The sequence below is a fragment of the Ruegeria sp. AL12 genome (assembly GCF_056540885.1).
Map to the genome: position 1 here is coordinate 174,988 of NZ_JBQFXN010000002.1, position 19,558 is coordinate 194,545.

16 protein-coding genes are annotated in these 19,558 nt (G+C 57.5%); 10 read left to right on the forward strand and 6 right to left on the reverse strand.

All coding sequences use genetic code 11. From position 1 onward, the window contains the following. Positions 1-322 precede the first annotated feature (322 nt). From ACR0C6_RS08655 to ACR0C6_RS08665, 3 genes are all read right to left on the reverse strand, one after another. Positions 323-2,536 carry an NADP-dependent isocitrate dehydrogenase gene (locus ACR0C6_RS08655; protein ID WP_480446368.1) on the reverse strand — a complete coding sequence of 738 codons (2,214 nt, stop codon included), beginning with the start codon at positions 2,534-2,536 and terminating at the stop codon, positions 323-325. Positions 2,537-2,854: 318 nt separating this feature from the next. After that, the gene (locus tag ACR0C6_RS08660; protein WP_480618893.1) at positions 2,855-3,913 is read right to left on the reverse strand and encodes an ABC transporter ATP-binding protein; all 1,059 of its coding nucleotides are present in this window, start codon (positions 3,911-3,913) and stop codon (positions 2,855-2,857) included. Continuing rightward, entirely contained in the window at positions 3,910-4,716 is an 807-nt protein-coding gene (locus ACR0C6_RS08665; protein ID WP_480618894.1) for an IclR family transcriptional regulator, read from the reverse strand. The genes ACR0C6_RS08660 and ACR0C6_RS08665 overlap by 4 nt, the downstream gene beginning before the upstream one ends. 141 nt (positions 4,717-4,857) lie before the next feature. Between ACR0C6_RS08665 and ACR0C6_RS08670 the strand changes: the two genes are divergently transcribed. The 10 genes from ACR0C6_RS08670 (at position 4,858) to ACR0C6_RS08715 (ending at position 16,122) form a co-directional block, all read left to right on the forward strand. Then, a complete protein-coding gene (locus tag ACR0C6_RS08670) occupies positions 4,858-6,117 on the forward strand; it encodes an ABC transporter substrate-binding protein (protein ID WP_480446365.1) in 1,260 nt (419 codons plus the stop codon). Between the two features lie 92 nt (positions 6,118-6,209). Next, a complete protein-coding gene (locus ACR0C6_RS08675; protein WP_171119269.1) occupies positions 6,210-7,136 on the forward strand; it encodes a carbohydrate ABC transporter permease in 927 nt (308 codons plus the stop codon). Between the two features lies 1 nt (position 7,137). After that, complete coding sequence (locus ACR0C6_RS08680) at positions 7,138-7,986, forward strand: carbohydrate ABC transporter permease (protein ID WP_170345350.1); 849 nt, start codon at positions 7,138-7,140, stop codon at positions 7,984-7,986. Beyond that, on the forward strand, positions 7,983-9,323 hold the full coding sequence (gene melA, locus ACR0C6_RS08685; protein WP_480618895.1) for an alpha-galactosidase: 1,341 nt from the start codon (positions 7,983-7,985) through the stop codon (positions 9,321-9,323). The genes ACR0C6_RS08680 and melA overlap by 4 nt, the downstream gene beginning before the upstream one ends. Positions 9,324-9,381: 58 nt before the next feature. Next, on the forward strand, positions 9,382-11,088 hold the full coding sequence (locus ACR0C6_RS08690; RefSeq protein ID WP_480618896.1) for an IlvD/Edd family dehydratase: 1,707 nt from the start codon (positions 9,382-9,384) through the stop codon (positions 11,086-11,088). Beyond that, on the forward strand, positions 11,088-11,852 hold the full coding sequence (locus ACR0C6_RS08695; RefSeq protein WP_480446362.1) for an SDR family NAD(P)-dependent oxidoreductase: 765 nt from the start codon (positions 11,088-11,090) through the stop codon (positions 11,850-11,852). Before ACR0C6_RS08690 ends, ACR0C6_RS08695 begins: the two co-directional genes overlap by 1 nt. A 4-nt stretch (positions 11,853-11,856) precedes the next feature. Continuing rightward, positions 11,857-12,750, forward strand: a complete 894-nt coding sequence (locus ACR0C6_RS08700; RefSeq protein ID WP_480446361.1) for a 2-dehydro-3-deoxygalactonokinase — start codon at positions 11,857-11,859, stop codon at positions 12,748-12,750. After that, positions 12,747-13,352: a 2-dehydro-3-deoxy-6-phosphogalactonate aldolase gene (locus tag ACR0C6_RS08705; RefSeq protein WP_480446360.1), complete on the forward strand. Its 606-nt coding sequence runs from the start codon at positions 12,747-12,749 to the stop codon at positions 13,350-13,352. The genes ACR0C6_RS08700 and ACR0C6_RS08705 overlap by 4 nt, the downstream gene beginning before the upstream one ends. Continuing rightward, positions 13,349-14,209, forward strand: coding sequence for an SMP-30/gluconolactonase/LRE family protein (locus ACR0C6_RS08710; protein WP_480446359.1), 861 nt, complete (start codon positions 13,349-13,351; stop codon positions 14,207-14,209). Before ACR0C6_RS08705 ends, ACR0C6_RS08710 begins: the two co-directional genes overlap by 4 nt. Next, positions 14,206-16,122 (forward strand): beta-galactosidase, encoded by a 1,917-nt coding sequence (locus ACR0C6_RS08715; protein ID WP_480446358.1) that lies wholly within the window; start codon positions 14,206-14,208, stop codon positions 16,120-16,122. Before ACR0C6_RS08710 ends, ACR0C6_RS08715 begins: the two co-directional genes overlap by 4 nt. Positions 16,123-16,162: 40 nt before the next feature. Here ACR0C6_RS08715 and ACR0C6_RS08720 read toward each other — a convergent pair whose 3' ends face one another. Genes ACR0C6_RS08720 through ACR0C6_RS08730 form a run of 3 tightly spaced genes read right to left on the reverse strand, consistent with a single transcriptional unit; the run spans position 16,163 to position 19,476 of the window. Then, a complete protein-coding gene (locus tag ACR0C6_RS08720) occupies positions 16,163-17,434 on the reverse strand; it encodes an ABC transporter permease (protein WP_171119261.1) in 1,272 nt (423 codons plus the stop codon). After that, positions 17,431-18,351 carry an ABC transporter permease gene (locus tag ACR0C6_RS08725; protein WP_171119259.1) on the reverse strand — a complete coding sequence of 307 codons (921 nt, stop codon included), beginning with the start codon at positions 18,349-18,351 and terminating at the stop codon, positions 17,431-17,433. The genes ACR0C6_RS08720 and ACR0C6_RS08725 overlap by 4 nt, the downstream gene beginning before the upstream one ends. 12 nt (positions 18,352-18,363) lie before the next feature. Beyond that, entirely contained in the window at positions 18,364-19,476 is a 1,113-nt protein-coding gene (locus ACR0C6_RS08730) for an ABC transporter ATP-binding protein (protein WP_152460254.1), read from the reverse strand. Positions 19,477-19,558: the final 82 nt, after the last annotated feature.

Below are 19,558 nucleotides of genomic sequence, written 5' to 3' on the forward strand. Positions count from 1 at the left end.
AAAAATCAGGATCTTTCGATCCTTGCTGACCGCCCTGTTCGCAGTTTCAGGAAAGCGATCGAAACTTGCGCCTGCGTCCGGACGGCCACGCGCTGAAATCCAAACTGATGCCCAGGTGTTTACCGGGAACACATTGCGCAAGTCGTTCATAGAACCTGACAAGGTTGGTTTTAACGGCGCAGCCACAGCAAGCTACAGATCGTCAGGCGCAAAGTTCGGGGCGGGTCTTTGGGCAATCCCGCGTTCCATGAAAAGGACCGCGCAAAGGCGGTCCCTTCGTGTTTTGATGTCGGACGAAACTCGCCCGCCTGTTCGACGGCGATCAGCCGATGATTGCGTTCAGTGTAGCGCTGGGGCGCATCACAGCGCCGGTTTTGACCGGGTCAGTGTGATAGTATCCGCCCAAATCCACCGACGGTCCTTGGACTGCGGCCAGCTCCGACAAGATCTGCTCTTCTTTGTCTGCCAGCTCTTTTGCAAGTGGTGCCATTTCAGCTGCCAGATCGGCATCGTCAGATTGGGCTGCCAAGGCTTCGGCCCAGTAGCGCGCGAACCAGTAGTGGCTGTCGCGGTTGTCCGGTTCGCCCACTTTTCGACTTGGCGACCGGTTGTTGTCCAGAATGCCCTGAGTTGCGGCCTCTGCCGCAGCGCCAAGAACACCTGCCTTCGCGTTTCCTTTGGCGTCGGCCAGGAAGTTCAGGGATTCCCCAAGCGCGCAGAATTCGCCCATCGAATCCCAGCGCAGGTGGTTTTCCTCGACCAATTGCTGCACGTGTTTCGGTGCCGAGCCCCCTGCCCCGGTTTCGAACAGGCCGCCGCCATTCATAAGCTTGACGATCGACAGCATCTTGGCCGAGGTGCCCAGTTCGAGGATCGGGAACAGGTCGGTCAGATAGTCACGCAGTACGTTACCGGTGATGGCGATGCTGTCCTTTCCGGCGGTGATGGTTTCCAGCGTCTGGCGGGTTGCCTCGCGCGGGGCCAAGATCTGGAACTTGTCAGCCACGCCCGCAGCCTTGAGCGCCGGTTCCACGTATTTGATCAGCTCGGCGTCATGGGCGCGGTTCGCATCCAGCCAGAAGATCGCCTCGGATCCGGTCAGGCGCTGACGGTCCATCGCCAGTTGGATCCAGTTCTCGATCGGCGCCTTCTTGACGGTGCAGGCCCGCCAGATGTCACCCTTTTCGACCTCGTGCGAATGCAAGATCTCGCCATTGGCAAGAACGATGCGCATTGTGCCGTCGGCGGGTGCCTCGAAGGTGGTCGGGTGGCTGCCGTATTCCTCGGCTTTCTGCGCCATAAGACCAACGTTTGCGACCGCACCGGCACTGGCCGGATTCAATGCACCATTGGCTTTGAAGAACTTGATGCTTTCATCATAAACAGTTGCATAGCACCGGTCGGGGATGACGCAATTAGTATCACCCTTGGCGCCGGTCTCATCCCAACCCTTGCCGCCCGCGCGGATCACCGCTGGCATCGAAGCATCAATGATCACGTCGGAAGGAACATGCAGGTTGGTGATGCCCTTGTCGCTATCCACCATATACATGGATGGACGATCAGCCTTGATCGCGTTTATTGCGGCGACGATCTCGGCATTGTTTTGTACCCGCTCTAGCAAGTCGCCAAGACCCGAGTTCGGATTCACACCCAGCGCATCCAGTTCCGCACCGAATTTTTCGAAAACCGGCGCCAACCAGGCCTTGACCGCATAGCCAAAGATGATCGGGTCTGAGACCTTCATCATCGTGGCTTTCAGGTGCAACGAGAACATTGTGCCGTCTTTCTTGGTGTCCTCGATGGCCTCTGCAAGGAAGGATGACAGTGCTTTGACCGACATGAAGGTCGCATCAGCCACGGTGCCTTCTTCCAGCGGCCACGCGTCCTTCAGGACAGTCACACTGCCGTCTTTGCCGACAAACTCGATCCTTGCATCGCCCGCTTGGGCAGCGGTGATGGTGGCCGATTTCTCATTGGCGTAAAAATCGTTGCCCGACATGGACGAGACTTTGGTTTTGCTGTCCGAGGTCCATTCGCCCATGGAATGCGGGTTGTTGCGGGCATAGTTTTTGACAGCCCGCGCCGCGCGGCGGTCACTGTTACCTTCACGCAGAACCGGGTTCACGGCCGAGCCTTTGATGGCATCATAACGCGCACGGATCGCCTTTTCTTCGTCGGTCGAAGGTTCTTCGGGATAGGCCGGGATATCATAGCCTTGCGACTGCAACTCTTCGATGGCGGCAACCAGTTGCGGAACCGATGCCGAGATGTTCGGCAGCTTGATCACATTGGCGTCCGGGGTCTTTACCAGCTCACCCAATGCCGCCAGATCGTCCGAGACACGCTGCTCATCCGTCAGGTTCTCGGGGAAGGCTGCCAGAATGCGCCCGGCCAGTGAAATGTCCTTGGTGCCCACGCTGACGCCAGCAGCCGAAGCGAACTTGCGAATGATGGGCAGGAACGAGGCGCTGGCCAGTTCGGGCGCTTCGTCTACAATGGTATACAATATGTCGAAGTTCGATTTATCTGCCATATTCTTTTACCTTTTTAAGCCTTTCGGGGCGTGCGATCCAAGAGTTGAAGCCACTTCAGCGTGGCGCGGGAGGGGCGCGATCACGATACCGCCCCTGGGTGACTCTGTTTTGACAGGGCCTCCCTTAAATCACGTTGCGCTGGGAATCAATCATCTGTGCCCGCGCGTTTTGCCACGGGCTGGGCGTGGATGGCTTTTGATGTCATCAGCTCAACGTTTCGCCCGCCTGTCTTTGGCGTTTCCCTTCTGGTCACGCCACATGTATTCCATGAAGCTGCCCGGCTGGTCCCACGAAGTTTTTCGGGTTGCGGCCAAGGATTACCGAAATCTCTGCCCTGTCTCGGGATCAAATACCATGGCACGGTCAGGTTGAATGGATATGCCAATCCGGTCCCTGGTTTTGCTGCGCTGGTCATCCCGCTCTTCCACGATCAGTTTGTCGCCATTTGGCGTCAGCAAATACGAGTAGGATACACCCCCAAGCGCTTCGGTCAGGTCCACAGTGCAGGTGTCCGCAGACCGGTCGATGTGAATATGTTCAGGGCGCATCCCCAATGTCACCTTGTCCGTTCCGGCAGGAACAGCTGCCGAGACCGGCAATGGCTGGCCCAAAGCGGGATGGGTGATATGGCCGTCGGCATAATCGCAATCAAGAAAGTTCATCGCCGGCGAACCGATGAAACCTGCAACAAACCGGTTGTCGGGATCACGGTACAGATCCATCGGGGCGCCGACCTGTTCGATCCGGCCATCACGCAGCACCACAATCTTGTCGGCCATCGTCATGGCTTCGACCTGATCATGGGTCACATAGATCATGGTTGCACCGATTTCCTGATGCAGACGCGCGATTTCGACGCGCATCTCGACACGCAATTCAGCGTCCAGGTTGGACAGGGGTTCGTCGAACAGAAAAACCTCGGGCCCGCGTACAATGGCCCGCCCGATCGCAACCCTTTGCCGTTGCCCCCCGGACAGGGCCTTGGGTTTGCGCTTGAGATAGGGATCAAGCTTCAGAATGCTCGAAGCCTCCTGAACCTTCTGGTCGATCTCGGCTTTTGGGACACCATTCATGCGCAGGCCAAATCCCATGTTTTCGGCCACTGACATGTGCGGGTAAAGCGCATAAGTCTGAAACACCATCGCCACGCCGCGCTTGGCTGGATCCATATGTGTCACCTCGCGCGATCCAATGTGAATCTCACCTTCCGAGGTTTCTTCCAGCCCTGCAATCATCCGCAATAACGTGGATTTTCCGCACCCTGAAGGCCCTACAAAAACGCAGAACTCTCCATCTTCGATTTGCAGATCGATCCCATGAATGACCTGTGTCTGACCATACCGTTTGATTGCCCGATTCAGAGTTACACCTGTCATGTCATCAGCATCCTGTCGTTTTTGGAACTTTGGCCTGTTTCGGGAAACCGCCAGGCTTGTGCCTCGGTTCCAATTTGTTCGGCCACACGCCGCAGGCGCGGCACCCAGGCTTCGAGTTGAACGAAATCCATTCGTTCGGTGGACCCGGTTATCGAAATCGCGCCAAGCATCCGACCGTTTGACGTCAGAACTGGGCAGGCGATGCAAATGATGCCAGGCTCGTGCTCTTCATCATCGATGGCAAACCCCCGGCTGCGAATTCTGTCAAGATCAGTCCGCAACATCTTTTCGGATGTCAGCGTTTTGTCGGTAAATCGGTGATAGCTTTGCTGCGACACCGCCTTGTTCAACGCATCTTCATCCAAGAATGCCAGCATCGCCTTGCCGACCCCCGTGCAGTAGGCCGGTCCAACTTTTCCAGCCTGAGAGTACATCTCGATCGGTTGTGCGGCGTTGCGTTTGTCGACGTAAAGAACCTGACTGGAATCAAGTTGCGCCAGATGCACTGTTTCACCGGTTTCTCGGCTGAGGGCATCCAGAAAAGGCCGCGCTATCGGAGCCAGCGAGCTTTGCGTCCATGCCGCATGGGCCAACCGAACCAACCGCATCCCGGGCGCATAGGTCTGCCTGTCGCGGTCATAAGACAGCATTCCTTGGTTGGTCAGGGATTGCAGAAATCGATACAGGGTTGCCTTTGGAAAATCGCTGTTTTCCAAAAGTTCAGCGAATCGAACAGGGCGCTCGAACGATGCCACGTGATCCAGTACATCACATGCTTTGCCTATAGTTCCGTCACCTGACACGGGCCATCATTCTCCTCCGATTATCCCTCGCCATCCTCACGAGGGTCTTGACAACAGTAACCGAGTCGATGTGTAGTTTTCAATATATAAAACAATGTTCCACTATTTGGAACTTTGCAGGAGACCAACAGGGAGGAAACCATGTATTCAACTTTCAAGCGCACGACGGCTGCGCTGGCGCTTGGTGTCGCGTTGGCGGCGCCAGCTGCTGCGGAACTCACCGGAGATCTGCGGATTTTTCTGGACACATCGAACCCGGCGCCACGCGCGACGATGGAGGCGATGATCGAACGGTTCGGCGCTCAGCATCCGGGGTTGGAAATCGAGACAACCGTCATCGACCGCGAAGCCTATAAAACGCAGATCCGGAATTTCCTGACGGCCGACACCCCGGACGTGGCCACGTGGTACGCGGCCAACCGTATGAAACCATATGTCGAGGCAGGTCTGTTCGAGGATGTTTCAGATTTGTGGGCCGAGCCCGAAATCGCCGACAACCTCGCTTCGACCAAGGGCGCGTTGACAATCGACGGCAAGCAATGGGGCGTGCCCTATACCTATTATCAGTGGGGTGTCTACTATCGCAAAGACATCTTTGACGAGCTGGGCCTGAGCGAGCCGACCACTTGGGAAGAAGAACTGTCCAACTGCCAGAAAATCGTCGATTCCGGGCGTGCCTGCTATACCATTGGCACCAAGTTCCTTTGGACCGCCGGTGGCTGGTTTGATTATCTAAACATGCGGACCAATGGTTTCGACTTCCACCAGCAACTCGCCAACGGCGAAGTCAGCTGGGAAGATGACCGGGTAAAACAGACTTTCGCCAACTGGAAACAGTTGATCGACATGGGCGCCTTCATCGACAATCACCAGACGTATAGCTGGCAAGAAGCCCTGCCCTTCATGGTCAATGGTGAGGCAGCAGCCTATCTGATGGGCAACTTCGCAGTGGCACCGTTGCGCGATGCGGGCCTGACGGATGACCAGCTGGATTTCTACCAGTTCGTCGCGATCAATCCCGATGTCGAGCTGGCCGAAGACGCCCCGACCGACACGTTCCACATCCCGGCCAATGCTTCGAACAAGGAAGCTGCGCGCGAATTCCTGCGTTTCGTGGTCTCTGCTGATGAACAGACCGAAATCAACAACGGCGCGAATCTCGGCCAATTGCCGGTCAACGCGCAATCCGCCGTGGATGACGACAAGTTCCTGCAACAGGGCTTTGAAATGCTCTCGTCCAACAGCCCCGGTGGGGTAGCCCAGTTCTGGGACCGCGACGCGCCTGCGGAAATGGCCAAAGTGTCCATGGAGGGTTTCCAGGAATTCATGGTCAAACCCGACAACTTGGACCGGATACTGGCCAAACTCGAACGCGCGCGCGAGCGTATTTACGATAACTGACCAGTCCAGGGTCGGGCCAAAGCCCGGCCCACGCTCCTTTGAATCGTAGGGCGGGTTCCGACCCGCCTTGCTCCAACAGACCCGAGTTTCCCATGACAGTTGCTGCCGACGCCTCAGAACAGGAAAGCTGGTTCCATCGCAACCAACAACGCATCGCACCCTGGCTGTTTCTGGCCCCCGGGATGCTGTTCTTTTTGGTCTATGTGATTATCCCGGTATTCCAGTCCTTCAACCTGTCACTTTACGAGTGGGACGGCCTGGGCGCTGCGGAATACGTCGGCTTTCGTAACTACGAAGACCTCTATTGGGAATGGGTAGACCGGGATGCTTTCTACATCTCGATGAAAAACAACTTGATCTGGCTGATCCTTTACCTGGCTGCGATTCCGGCAGGTTTGTTCATCGCCCTGTTTCTGAATCAGACCGTTTGGGGCATCCGCCTGTATAAGTCCCTGTTTTTCTTTCCTTTCGTGATTTCTCAGGTCGTGGTGGGGCTGGTGTTCACCTGGTTCTACGATCCGACCTTCGGGTTGCTGAACGAATTCCTCGGCTTCTTCGGCCTTGGCCCGGTAAACGTGTTGGGCGATGAGCGTTTCGTGACCTACGGCATCATCTTCGCCGGCCTCTGGCCACAAACCGCCTATTGCATGATCCTGTACCTCACCGGCCTGAACGCTGTGGATCCGGAACAGATCGAGGCTGGACGCCTGGACGGGGCCAAGGGTTGGAAGATGCTTTGGCACATCATCATCCCACAATTGCGGCCCGCAACCTTTATCGCGTTTGTCGTAACCATCATAGGCGCATTACGGTCATTCGACCTGATCTCGATCATGACGCAAGGCGGACCTTTCGGATCCTCCCGCGTGCTGGCCTATTACATGTTCGAGGTCGCCTTGTCCGAGTATGGCTTCCGCATGGGTTATGGCGCGGCCATCGCCGTGATCCTTTTCCTGATCATGTTGTGCTTCATCGCCTACTTCCTGTGGTCGATGTACCGTGAAGAGAAGGGGCGCTGAGATGTTTCCCAAACCCATCGAAAAACAACCCCGCGCGGCGCAGATCACGTATCAAGCCATGCTTCCCTTAGCCCTTCTGTTGTGGCTGGGTCCCCTACTGGCGGTTGCACTTTTCTCGGTAAAACCCGCTGCTGACTTCACCAACGCGAATTACTGGGGGATGCCATCCAGCTTTGAGGGCGCCTTCAACTATGGGCAGGTGTTCTTCAATTCGGACATGCCGCGATACCTGCTGAATTCATTCATGATCACCGTCCCCACCGTGATCGGAGCGGTGGCGCTCAGTTGCATGACCGGCTTCGCGCTTGGCATCTACAAGTTCAAGTCGAACCTCTGGATATTTTTCATGTTCGTGGCCGGGAATTTCGTGCCCTTCCAGATCCTGATGGTGCCGGTTCGGGATCTGACCCTGCAACTTGGGCTCTACAACACCAAGACCGGGCTGGTCCTGTTCCACATTGCGTTCCAGACCGGGTTCTGCACCCTGTTCATGCGCAACTTCATCCGCGCCCTGCCCTTTGAACTGATCGAGGCCGCCCGGGTCGAAGGTATCAGCGAATGGCGCATCTTCTGGTACGTGGTCCTGCCGCTGATGAAGCCCGCGATCGCCGCGCTCAGCGTGCTGATCTTCACCTTCATCTGGAACGACTATTTCTGGGCCGTCGTCCTGACGCAAGGCGCAGAAAGCCAGCCTGTAACTGCCGGGATCACCAGTTTCAACGCACAATTCCGCGCCGCTTATCAATTGATGAGCGCGGGCTCCATCGTGGCGGCTCTGCCACCGGTGGCCATGTTCTTCCTGATGCAGAAACACTTCATTGCGGGTTTGACCCTCGGAGCTGTGAAATGACCAAAATTACCTTTATCGGTGCCGGGTCCACAATTTTCATGCAGAACATCGTTGGAGATGCTCTGTTGACCCCTGCGCTGGCCGACAGTCACTTTGCGCTTATGGATATCGACCCCCAGCGCCTTGCGGAAAGCGAAGCAGTTGCGCGCTCCATGATCCGCTCGGTCGGGGCCGGGGCGACCGTCTCGACCCATACCGACCGCCGCGCGGCGCTGGACGGGGCCGATTTCGTCATCACCGCGTTTCAGGTGGGGGGATACAATCCCTGCACGATCACCGATTTCGAGATCCCCAAGCAGTATGGCTTGCGTCAAACCATCGCTGATACGCTGGGCGTCGGAGGGATCATGCGAGGCCTGCGCACGGTTCCGGTGCTTTGGGATGTCGCAGGGGACATGATGCAACTCTGTCCGAACGCGACATTGCTGCAATACGTAAATCCGATGGCCATCAACACCTGGGCACTGGCCGAACGCTTCCCGACCCTGAAACATGTGGGTCTTTGTCACTCGGTTCAAAATACTGTCGAGGAATTGGCCCACGATCTGGATCTGCCAAAGGATGAGTTCCGCTACAAAGTCGCTGGCGTCAATCACGTCGCATTCTTTCTGAAACTGGAACATCAAGGCCGCGACCTGTATCCGGCACTGCGCCAGGGCTATCACTCGGGGAAATTCCCGAAGGCGCCGCTGCTGATGCCGCGCTGCCCCAACAAGGTGCGCTACGAGGTGATGGATCACCTGGGCTATTTCTGCACAGAAAGCTCGGAACACCTGGCCGAATACGTGCCGTGGTTCATCAAGGACGGGCGACAGGACCTGATCGAGGAATTTTCCATCCCGCTGGACGAATACCCCACCCGCTGCGTCGAGCAGGTCGAGATGTGGAAGGAACAGGCCAAGACCCTGACCGACGGGCGCAATATCGATGTCACGCGCAGCCACGAATTCGCCGCCGACCTGATGAACGCGATCGTTACGAACACGCCTTACATGGCCTATGGCAACCTGCCCAATACCGGCCAGATCCCGCAACTTCCCATGGGCGCGGCGGTCGAAACCCCCTGCCTGGTCGACAGCAACGGCATACAGCCTTCTGTCGTGACCGACATCCCGCCGCAGTTGATTGCCCTGATGCGCACCCAGATCAATGTACAGGAACTGACTGTTCGGGCCCTGACAGAACAGAACCCCGAATATATCTATCACGCCGCGATGATGGATCCGCACACCGCCGCCGAACTGGACCTGCGCCAGATCCGCAACCTTGTCAAGGATCTGCTGACGGCCCACAACGATTGGCTGCCCGACTGGTGCCGGCCGGCCCGCGCCGCCTGATCTTCATCTTTTCACAAATACTCAGATCCAACTTCCGCCAAGAAAAACAAAGCCAGAAATGACAAAACGCCGCTCACAGCATTGGTATGGAAAACTCGACAAGGATGGCTTCATCCACCGGTCGTGGATGAAAAACCAGGGCTTTCCCGACCACGCTTTTGACGGGCGACCCATAATTGGCATCTGCAACACCTGGTCGGAACTGACCCCCTGCAACTCGGGCCTGCGCGATCTGGCCGAGGGCGTAAAACGCGGCGTGTGGGAGGCGGGCGGCTTTCCAGTAGAATTCCCCGTCATGTCGCTGGGTGAAACCCAGATGAAACCCACCGCGATGCTGTTCCGCAACCTGCTGGCCATGGATGTCGAAGAATCGATCCGCGCCTATGGTATTGACGGGGTCGTTCTGTTGGGCGGCTGCGACAAGACCACGCCAGGTCAGTTGATGGGGGCCGCGTCTGTCGATCTGCCTTCGATCGTCGTCAGTTCAGGCCCGATGCTGAACGGTAAATACCGCGGACAGGATATCGGGTCCGGCACCGATGTCTGGAAATTTTCCGAAGCGGTTCGGGCTGGCGAAATGACCTTGCAGGATTTCATGAACGCCGAATCCGGCATGTCGCGCAGCGCTGGCGTCTGCATGACCATGGGCACCGCGTCCACCATGGCGTCGCTGGTCGAGGCGATGGGCATGAGCCTGCCCACCAATGCCGCGCTTCCGGCGGTCGACGCCCGCCGCATGGCGCTGGCGCACATGACCGGCAAGCGCATCGTCGAGATGGTCGACGAAGACCTCAAGCCCTCGGACATCCTGACCAAAGAGGCGTTTGAGAACGCCATCCTCGCCAACGCGGCCGTAGGAGGCTCGACCAATGCGGTGGTTCACCTGCTGGCGCTGGCGGGACGTGTCGGGGTTGACCTGACCCTGAAAGACTTTGAAATCGGATCCGAAATCCCGCTGCTGGTCAACTGCATGCCGTCGGGCAAATACCTGATGGAAGACTTCTGCTACGCAGGCGGCATGCCGGTTGTACTGAATGAACTCAAATCGTTCCTGCGCCCGGCAAAGACGGTTCTGAACAAAGATATCTCAGCACATTACGAAGGGGCCGAGTGTTTCAATACCGACGTCATCCGTCCCTTCGATGATCCTGTAAAGCCCGCTGCGGGCCTGCGAGTCCTACGCGGCAACCTTGCGCCGAATGGGGCAATCGTCAAGCCTTCGGCGGCCACTGACGCGCTTCTTGAAACCGAGGGCGAGGCTTTCGTGTTCGACAACATCGAAGACCTGAAGGCCAATATCGACCGAGAAGACCTGCCAGTCACGGCCAAGAGCATCCTAGTGCTCAAAGGGTGTGGCCCCAAGGGGTATCCGGGCATGCCCGAGGTTGGCAACATGCCAATTCCGGCGAAACTGGTGAAAGAGGGTGTACGAGACATGATCCGGATCTCGGATGCCCGCATGTCGGGAACAGCCTATGGCACCGTCATTTTGCATGTCAGCCCCGAAGCACAGGCGGGTGGCACGCTGGCGCTGGTCAAAACCGGAGACCGCATCCGTGTTTCAGCCAGCAGCGGCGAACTGGAACTGCTTGTAGACGAAAACGAACTGGACGCCCGCCGCGCCGCGTGGCAACCGGATGATCCGCACTACACTCGCGGTTATGCAAAACTTTACATCGACCACGTGCTGCAAGCGGATCAGGGGGCGGATCTGGATTTTCTTGTTGGCAAAGACACCCGCCTCGTGACCAGAGAGAGCCACTGATGACCCAACCAGCTACATTCCACGATCTCGACGGGGCCTCCGTCTATATCACCGGCGGCGGCTCGGGCGTTGGTGCGGCGCTGACAGATGGATTCATGACACAGGGGGCCAATGTGGCCTTCATTGGTCGGTCGGATGCCAGCGGGTTTGTCGAAGAGATGCGCGACAAGCACGGCCGCGCGCCGCTGTTCCTGCAAGGCGACATGACGGATACCGAACTGCTGCACGCGACGATGGTCAAAGCTGCCCAGGCTCATGGCCCTTTGAACGTCTTGGTGAACAATGCAGCCAACGACCAACGTCATACGCTTGAGGAAACCACGACGGAATTCTGGGACTGGATGATCGAGGTGAACCTGAAAGCCTATTATTTCGCGTGTCAGGAAGCCGCCCGGCAAATGAAAGATGGCGGGGCAATCATCAATTTCAGCTCGATCAGTTACATGATGGGCAATGCTGGCTATCCGATCTATACGACCTCGAATGCCGGGATCACGGGGATGACACGGTCATTGGCACGAGAACTGGGGCCCAGGAAAATCCGCGTAAACGCTCTGGCCCCCGGCTGGGTTCTGACGCAAAAACAGTTGGATAAATGGGCCACACCCGAGGATCTGGCGGCCCATTTGGACCGGCAATGTCTGAAAGAGCACCTGAAGCCCGAGGATATGATAGCACCAACACTTTTTCTGGCGTCCAGGGCCAGCCATGCGATGACCGGGCAATGTATGGCTGTTGATGGCGGCGTCGTGGTTTCGGGATGATGTTATGAATACTGAATGGATCGCCGTCGACTGGGGAACATCTCATTTACGGGCCTGGGCCATGCAGGGTTCGACCGCGCTGAACCATGCGCAATCCGACAAGGGCATGGCGCATGTCGGACCTGACGGGTTTCAAGCCGCCCTGCTGGATTTGATCGAAAACTGGCTGCCCGGCGCGCCGGTGGATGTGGTCGCTTGCGGAATGGTCGGCGCACGACAGGGCTGGGTGGAAGCCCCTTATTCGACCGTGCCGTCGGACCCCTTGCCGGATGTCCCGATCCGCGTACCTGGATCAGACCCGCGCATTCGGGCCTTTGTCATACCCGGTCTGAAACAGACAACCCCACCGGATGTGATGCGGGGTGAGGAAACCCAGATTGCCGGATTTCTGGGCGCGCGCCAGAATTGGGACGGCGTCATCTGCCTGCCCGGAACCCACACCAAATGGGTTCAGGTAAGCGCTGGCGAGGTTGTAAGCTTTCGTACCTTCATGACGGGTGAGTTGTTCGACCTGCTGTGTGGTCAGTCCGTGCTGCGGCACTCTGTAGGCCCGGGCTGGGACGAAGACGCCTTCGCCGAGGCGGTTGCGGACACGTTGTCAAAGCCCGAACAATTGGCTGCGCGTCTTTTCAACCTGCGAGCGGCGGACTTGCTGGAAGGTCAGGCCAAAGCCACCGCACGCGCGCGCCTTTCCGGAATGTTGATCGGGGCCGAACTGGCCGCGACACGGCCCTATTGGCTGGGGCAGCAACTGGCCGTTATCGGAGCAGAGGGCGTGTCGCAGACATATGCAACAGCCTTGCAACGGCAGGGCGCATTCGTGGAAACCGCAAACGCCACCGAGGCAACTCTGGCCGGGCTTGCGCTGGCCCGAAACATGACAAGGCAAACCGCATGAGCCGTCCCATCATCGCCATATTGCGTGGCTTGCAACCGCACGAAGCCAAAGCCGTTGGCCGCGCCATAATCGATGCCGGCATCGACCGGATCGAAGTGCCGCTCAATTCTCCGGATCCGCTCGACAGTATCAGCACTTTGGTTGATGCGTTTGGAAATCAGGCCCTGATCGGCGCGGGCACGGTTTTGACAGTCGATCAGGTGGACGCTGTGTCGACCGCCGGAGGCAAGTTGATCGTATCGCCCAACTATGACGCCGAGGTCATCAAGCGTTCCGTCGCGTTGGGCCTGCAAAACTGGCCGGGGGTTTACACCCCAACCGAAGCTTTTGCGGCCCTCAAGGCCGGGGCCACCGGGTTGAAGCTGTTCCCGGGGGTGATGGCTGGTCCGGCGGGTTTGGCCGCTTTACGACCGGTTTTGCCCATAGGCGCGCTTGTTTTTGCTGTTGGCGGTGCCGGACCCGACAATTTCGGGCAATGGATCAAAGCGGGCGCAGATGGCTTCGGGATAGGCTCTGCACTTTACAAACCCGGAATGGATGTCGCCGAAATCGCCGAGCGCGCCCGGCATATCGTTGCGGCCTATGACGAGGCCGCCGGATGAGCACCATTTTTGACGACCGCCCCTGCGAGTTGGGCGAAGGCCCGTTGTGGCATCCTGAAAGATGTCAGCTTTTCTGGTTCGATATCATCGGCAAACGCCTGATGACCCGCGAGCGGGACGCGCCAAAAAGCTGGAGCTTCGATGAACATGTCTCGGCCGCGGGCTGGGTGGATCGCGATACGCTTCTTATGGCGTCGGAAACGGGGCTGTGGCGTTTCGATTTGCAATCCGGAAAGCGGAACTTGATCACGCCTCTGGAAGCCGACAACCCCGTCACCCGTTCAAACGATGGCCGCGCCGATCCGTGGGGTGGGTTTTGGATCGGCACAATGGGCAAGCAGGCGGAACCTAGGGCCGGATCAATCTATCGCTTCTGGAAAGGTGAGTTGAGACGATTGGTTCCGGATGTAACAATCTCCAACGCGATCTGTTTTGCGCCCGATCGTTCGGTGGCCTATTTCTGTGACACCGCAACGAAACAAGTCAGGCGCTGGCGTCTGAACGCCGAAACCGGGTGGCCGGAAGGCGACAGCGCAGTTTTCTTGGATTTGCGCAAAGAAGGTCTGAACCCGGATGGTGCGGTCATCGATGCCCAGGGGAATATCTGGATTGCACAATGGGGTGCCAGCCGGATTGCGGCATACACGGCCGACGGCATGTTTCTGAAGGCCGTTGCATTTGACGCATCCCATACGTCATGTCCCGCTTTCGGGGGCGATGAACTGAATACGCTTTTCTGCACAACGGCCCGTCAGGGATTGAGCGCAGAAGCAATAGACAGCCAACCGACCAACGGCATGACCTTTGCCGCGCGAAACGCAGGTCAGGGTCAGGCAGAACACAAGGTCATCTTATGAAGCCGGAACTGGGCGTTTGTTATTATCCTGAACATTGGCCAGAGACGATGTGGGCCGACGATGCCGCGCAAATGGTCGAAACAGGCCTGACATGGGTGCGCATTGGCGAGTTCGCGTGGAGCCGCATCGAGCCGCAATCCGGCGTTTTTAAATTCGAATGGCTGGATCGCGCGATTGAGACACTCGGTGGAGCCGGATTGAAGGTCGTGCTGGGCACGCCAACCGCAACGCCGCCGCGCTGGATGTTGGACAAACACCCGGACATGCTGGCTGCCGATGAAAACGGCAACCCGCGCAAGTTCGGATCCCGGCGGCATTACTGCTTTAGCCATCAAGGCTATATCGACGAATCTACCCGTATCGCCCGGATATTGGGTGAACGGTACGGTAAGAACCCCCATGTGGTCGCGTGGCAGATTGACAATGAATATGGGTGTCACGACACCACTCTCAGTTACAGCGCAGCTGCCCAACAGGCGTTTCGCCATTGGCTGGTCGAACGGTATGGAACAATTGAAACGCTGAACCAAGCGTGGGGCAATGTGTTCTGGTCGATGGAATATCGCAACTTCAGCGAAATCGACCTGCCCAATCAAATCGTGACCGAGCCGAACCCGGCTCATGTACTGGCATTCCGGCGCTTCAGTTCGGATCAGGTCGCGGCCTTCAACAAAGCACAGGTGGATACGCTGCGACCGTTGACTGATGCGCCGCTCTTGCACAATTACATGGGCCGTATTCTGGACTTCGATCATTTCAAGGTTGGCGCGGATCTGGATATCGCCACCTGGGACAGTTATCCGATCGGTTTTCTGTCGGACCGGCTGGACGCCGACGACGCGCACAAGACCGCCTTTTTGCAACAGGGCGATCCGGACATGCAGGCGTTTCATCATGATCTCTACCGGGCGGTCGGGCGCGGCCGTTGGTGGGTGATGGAACAACAACCCGGCCCGGTGAATTGGGCACCGTATAATCCGGCGCCGCTGCCCGGAATGGTGCGGCTTTGGTCATTGGAGGCCGTTGCTCATGGCGCCGAGGTGGTGAGTTATTTCCGATGGCGGCAAGCCCCGTTTGCGCAAGAGCAAATGCATGCCGGCTTCATGACATCGAACAATCACCCTGCTGCTGCACTGGCAGAGGCCCGCCAGACCGCGGATGACCTGAACTTGTTGGGTGCGGTGCAACAGATACAGGCCAAAGTGGCCATTCTGTTCGATTACGCCTCGGACTGGGCGTGGTCCACACAACCACAAGGCGCGGGATTTGACTATTTCCGATTGGTTTTTTCGGCATATCGCGCGCTGCGACGGGCCGGTCTGTCGGTAGACTTTGTTTCGGCGAAGGACATTCCAGGCAATTACTCGGTGATCTTTGCCCCCGGTTTGGCCACAATGGATCCTGATGTGGAACAACGTCTGGCTGAGAGATGCGATCTTGCCATTCTGGGACCGCGCAGCGGCGCGATCACCCGCGATTTTCAAATCCCTGAAAAGGGCAGACCCGGTCTGAGCAGGATCGATTGCGATGTTGATCTGGTCGAAACTCTGCCGCCCACGGTTGAACGCGCGGTCAAGGGTGGCGGAACGGCGCAGCATTGGATCGACCGATTGTCAGGAACGGCCCAAGACCTGCTGAGTTTCGAAGACGGAACACCTGCTCTCAAGGCAGGGGACGGAATCTGGTACTTGGCAGGCTTCCCGGATGCAGACCTTTGGGATCGCGTGATAGCCATGGCGGCGGAAGAAGCCGAATTGACATTGCGCAGGATGCCGCAAGGCCTGCGACTGCGCGAGACGGCCAATCATGACTTCCTGATCAACTACAACGCGGGGCCGGTGGATTGGAACGGGCTCACCGTCGAAGGTTGTGACGTCAAAATCCTGAAACGCAATCCGCCCGAACCGACCTGAGGTCAGTCCGGGCGGGTGCCGAGGTTACGAAGCTGCGCCGCTATTCGTCGCTTTGCAGGCTATTGGGGTCAAACACCCCGCCGAAACCACTGTTGTTGGACGGAGCGCTTTCGGAGTCAGACCCACCATCTGCGCCTTCGTTTTCGTCACCCCCTAAAGAGTTCGGTGCAAAAACATTGCCAAAGCCGCTGTTGTTCGACGGTTTCGGGGTGGTTTGAACACCGCCCTGTTCCGCTTCTTCAGCTTCGCGTTGCTTGAGGCGTTCTTCACGCTGTTTGCGCAACTCCTGAATACGCTGTTCCGCTTCCAACTTCTTCTGCTCGCGGACATCAGCGATACACTGCGCCGGATTGTAGGTGGCCGCAGTGCCGACAACTGTGATCGTTGCGACGGCAAATACAACCAGCAGAACCGCTGCCATGTTGCCGGAAAAGAAGCTGGGCAGTTTGATCTTGCCGGCCAGCTCTTCAACCGTCGCGTTCTTGCGCGCCGCTGCCACCAGTTCCTGACGTTTCAGCTTGGCTTCGTTCAGCAGAGCGAAGAACACTGTCAGCGCCACGATGATGAAGGCCAGCGCCGAGATCGCGGGTGTGATGCCATAACGGACCTTTTGGGCCAGTTCGATCGTCAACGTCGGGTATTCACCGAAGGTAAAGGTGGTGGTGTTGTAGTTTTCGAACGATGCGAGGAACGCCAACACCGCTGCCGATGCAATCGCCGGGCGCATGAACGGCAACAGGATCTTGCGGAAGGCCTGGGCGTGGCTGGCGCCAAGGTCCAGCGCAGCCTCGGTCAAGGCCACGTCGTAGCGCTGCAAGCGTGCCACCAACACCAGCATGCAGTAGCTGGCGATAAAGGTTGATTGGCCGATCACCGTCAGAAAAATGCCATTTGACAGGAAGCTGTCCGCCCCCAGTCCCAGCATCCGGTTGATACGATCCCAGAACACCAGCGTCGAGATACCCAGAACAACACCCGGGATCAGGATCGGAGCGATAATGATCGTATAGTAAGTCGCCCGAAGTTTTGGCCAGATCTGGGTCAGCATCAGTGCACCCGCCAGACCCATGGCCACTGACAGGATGACCGTGCCGATCCCGATGATCAGTGAGTTCTTGATGCCGTTCAGGATGCGCTGATCCTGAAACAGCTCGCCAAACCACTGGAAGGTCAGACATTCCCACGGGCTCATCCGCGGGAAGCCGGACGAGTTGAACGCGGTGATCGACATGATCACAAGCGGCCCCAGCAGATACAGGAAGAAGATCGCCAGATATACCCAGATGCTTATGCGGAGAAAGGAATTGTTCATTTCCCGATATCCCCCATGTTCACTTTGAACAGGCGCATCATGGCCAGCACGAACAGGATACAGGTCACCAGCAGGACGATCGCGTAAGCAGCCCCTTGCGGCCAGTCGTTGTTATCGTTGAACTGCTGATAGATCAGCTGTGTGAACCACAGCGACGACGGCCCGCCCAGGATCTGCGGTGCCGCCAGCGCGCCCGCAGACAGCATGAACACCATCGTACAGCCCGAACTGATCCCTGGCTTGGCATATGGAATGACCACACGCCAATGTATCCGCCACCACGGCGCACCAAGGTCGCGCGCGGCTTCGATCTGATTTTTGTCCAGGCTTTCTATGACGTTATACATTGGGAAGATCATCAGCAGAATATAGGCATAACCCAGCCCGGCATAGAGCGCGATATCGTTCCGGATGAAGTCGAACGGCGTATCCCAGACCCCCAGCCCCACGAACAACGTGTTCAGAACACCGGTTTCACCGAAGATAATGCGCAACGCAAAGGCGCGCAGGATTTCGTTGATCCAGTAAGGGATGATCAGCATGATCGCGAAGATGCGGATATGGCTGCCTTCGGACTGCCCCAGATAGTAGGCGATCGGATAGCAGATGATCAGGTTGAAAATCGTGACGCAAACGGCCGCCACGAGGGTGCGGAAGAACACCCGCAGGTCAACCGTGTTGTAATCCTGACTGCCGCCTTCAGGGCCGTATATCAGGTACTTGTAGTTTTCCAGCGTATAGACGTCCTTCGGCCCGCCAATCTCTGGAGGCGGGAGGTTTGGACGGAACGAGAAATCCAGCATCGACAGCTGCGGCAGGATGATAAGGCCGATGGTCCAGAACAGAACCAGACCCAGGATCGCCAAACCCATACCGGTGCCGTTGCGATTGAAGAATTCTTTCAGGAATCGGGGCATGAGATCGTCCCCCTATTCCGCTGCCAGTTCACCGGCAGGAACGATGACCGCGTTATGCGTCTCGTATTCCAGCGTGATGTTCTGTCCGGTGTGGTCCTCAAAAGATTGCCCATGGTTGGGGATCGAGACCTTGATTTCTTTTCCGCCTTCACCTTCTGTGAAGATGTTAAAGACGTTGCCCTCGAACTCTTCATGATTGACCCGGGCGGTGACGAAGTGATCGCCCGTTGCGCCATCGGGGGCAATCGCAAAGGCCTCGGGACGGATGAACATCATCGCGTCATCACCTTCTTTCATCTTGCCCTGATTGGCCGTCGAAATCCTTGCCACCAGATCACCCGAACGGTTGGTCGCGATCAAAGCTTCCTTGCCCATCACTTGCTTGATTTTCCCGCGGAACACATTGTTTTCGCCAACGAATGAAGCCGCGAAAGCCGTGTTGGGATCGTTGTAAATCGTCTTCCCGTCGGCGATTTGATCAATCACACCGGCACGCATGACGGCGATATTGTCTGACATGGTCAGCGCTTCGCCCTGGTCGTGCGTGATGTAGATGAAGGTAATGCCCACGCGCTGCTGAATTTCACGCAACTCGGTCCGCATGTGCTGGCGCAGCTTCAGGTCAAGTGCCGAAAGGGGCTCGTCCAGCAACAACACGTCTGGCTCAGCGCAGAGTGCCCGGGCAATAGCAACACGCTGACGTTGACCGCCTGATAATTCGCTTGGCAGCTTGTCCCCTTGCCCCGGTAACGCAATCATGTCCAGAAGCTCATCGGCGCGCCTGCGGCGTTCGGCAGCACTGGCCCCTTTGATTTCCATGGAAAACGTGATGTTTTCCCAGACCTTCATCAGCGGGAACAATGCGAGGTTCTGAAAGATCAGCGCCGTTGGACGCTTGTTGGGCCCGATGCCACGCATATTGTTGCCACCAATCAGGACGTTGCCTTCGCTTGGTTCAAGAAAGCCGGACACTGCCCTCAGAATGGTTGTTTTTCCGCAGCCCGATGGCCCGAGGAAAGAAAAGAAATCGCCCCCGTTGATGTTGACGTTTGCATCGCGCACGGCGACAAAGTCGCCGAAACGGATCCACAGGTTTTCCAGATCGACTCCGACCCCTGCACTCATTTTTGGTTTCTCCCTGAGGTGCGTGTTGTCACCACACAGTATTAGTGTCCGCCACGCCGGGACGGCGCGCAGATGGGTGCCC

Coding starts and splice junctions, on each gene's coding strand:
- ACR0C6_RS08655 (WP_480446368.1), bottom strand. CDS start 2,536: ATGGCAGATAAATCGAACTTCGACATATTGTATACCATTGTAGACGAA.
- ACR0C6_RS08660 (WP_480618893.1), bottom strand. CDS start 3,913: ATGACAGGTGTAACTCTGAATCGGGCAATCAAACGGTATGGTCAGACA.
- ACR0C6_RS08670 (WP_480446365.1), top strand. CDS start 4,858: ATGTATTCAACTTTCAAGCGCACGACGGCTGCGCTGGCGCTTGGTGTC.
- ACR0C6_RS08675 (WP_171119269.1), top strand. CDS start 6,210: ATGACAGTTGCTGCCGACGCCTCAGAACAGGAAAGCTGGTTCCATCGC.
- ACR0C6_RS08680 (WP_170345350.1), top strand. CDS start 7,138: ATGTTTCCCAAACCCATCGAAAAACAACCCCGCGCGGCGCAGATCACG.
- melA (WP_480618895.1), top strand. CDS start 7,983: ATGACCAAAATTACCTTTATCGGTGCCGGGTCCACAATTTTCATGCAG.
- ACR0C6_RS08690 (WP_480618896.1), top strand. CDS start 9,382: ATGACAAAACGCCGCTCACAGCATTGGTATGGAAAACTCGACAAGGAT.
- ACR0C6_RS08695 (WP_480446362.1), top strand. CDS start 11,088: ATGACCCAACCAGCTACATTCCACGATCTCGACGGGGCCTCCGTCTAT.
- ACR0C6_RS08700 (WP_480446361.1), top strand. CDS start 11,857: ATGAATACTGAATGGATCGCCGTCGACTGGGGAACATCTCATTTACGG.
- ACR0C6_RS08705 (WP_480446360.1), top strand. CDS start 12,747: ATGAGCCGTCCCATCATCGCCATATTGCGTGGCTTGCAACCGCACGAA.
- ACR0C6_RS08710 (WP_480446359.1), top strand. CDS start 13,349: ATGAGCACCATTTTTGACGACCGCCCCTGCGAGTTGGGCGAAGGCCCG.
- ACR0C6_RS08715 (WP_480446358.1), top strand. CDS start 14,206: ATGAAGCCGGAACTGGGCGTTTGTTATTATCCTGAACATTGGCCAGAG.
- ACR0C6_RS08720 (WP_171119261.1), bottom strand. CDS start 17,434: ATGAACAATTCCTTTCTCCGCATAAGCATCTGGGTATATCTGGCGATC.
- ACR0C6_RS08725 (WP_171119259.1), bottom strand. CDS start 18,351: ATGCCCCGATTCCTGAAAGAATTCTTCAATCGCAACGGCACCGGTATG.
- ACR0C6_RS08730 (WP_152460254.1), bottom strand. CDS start 19,476: ATGAGTGCAGGGGTCGGAGTCGATCTGGAAAACCTGTGGATCCGTTTC.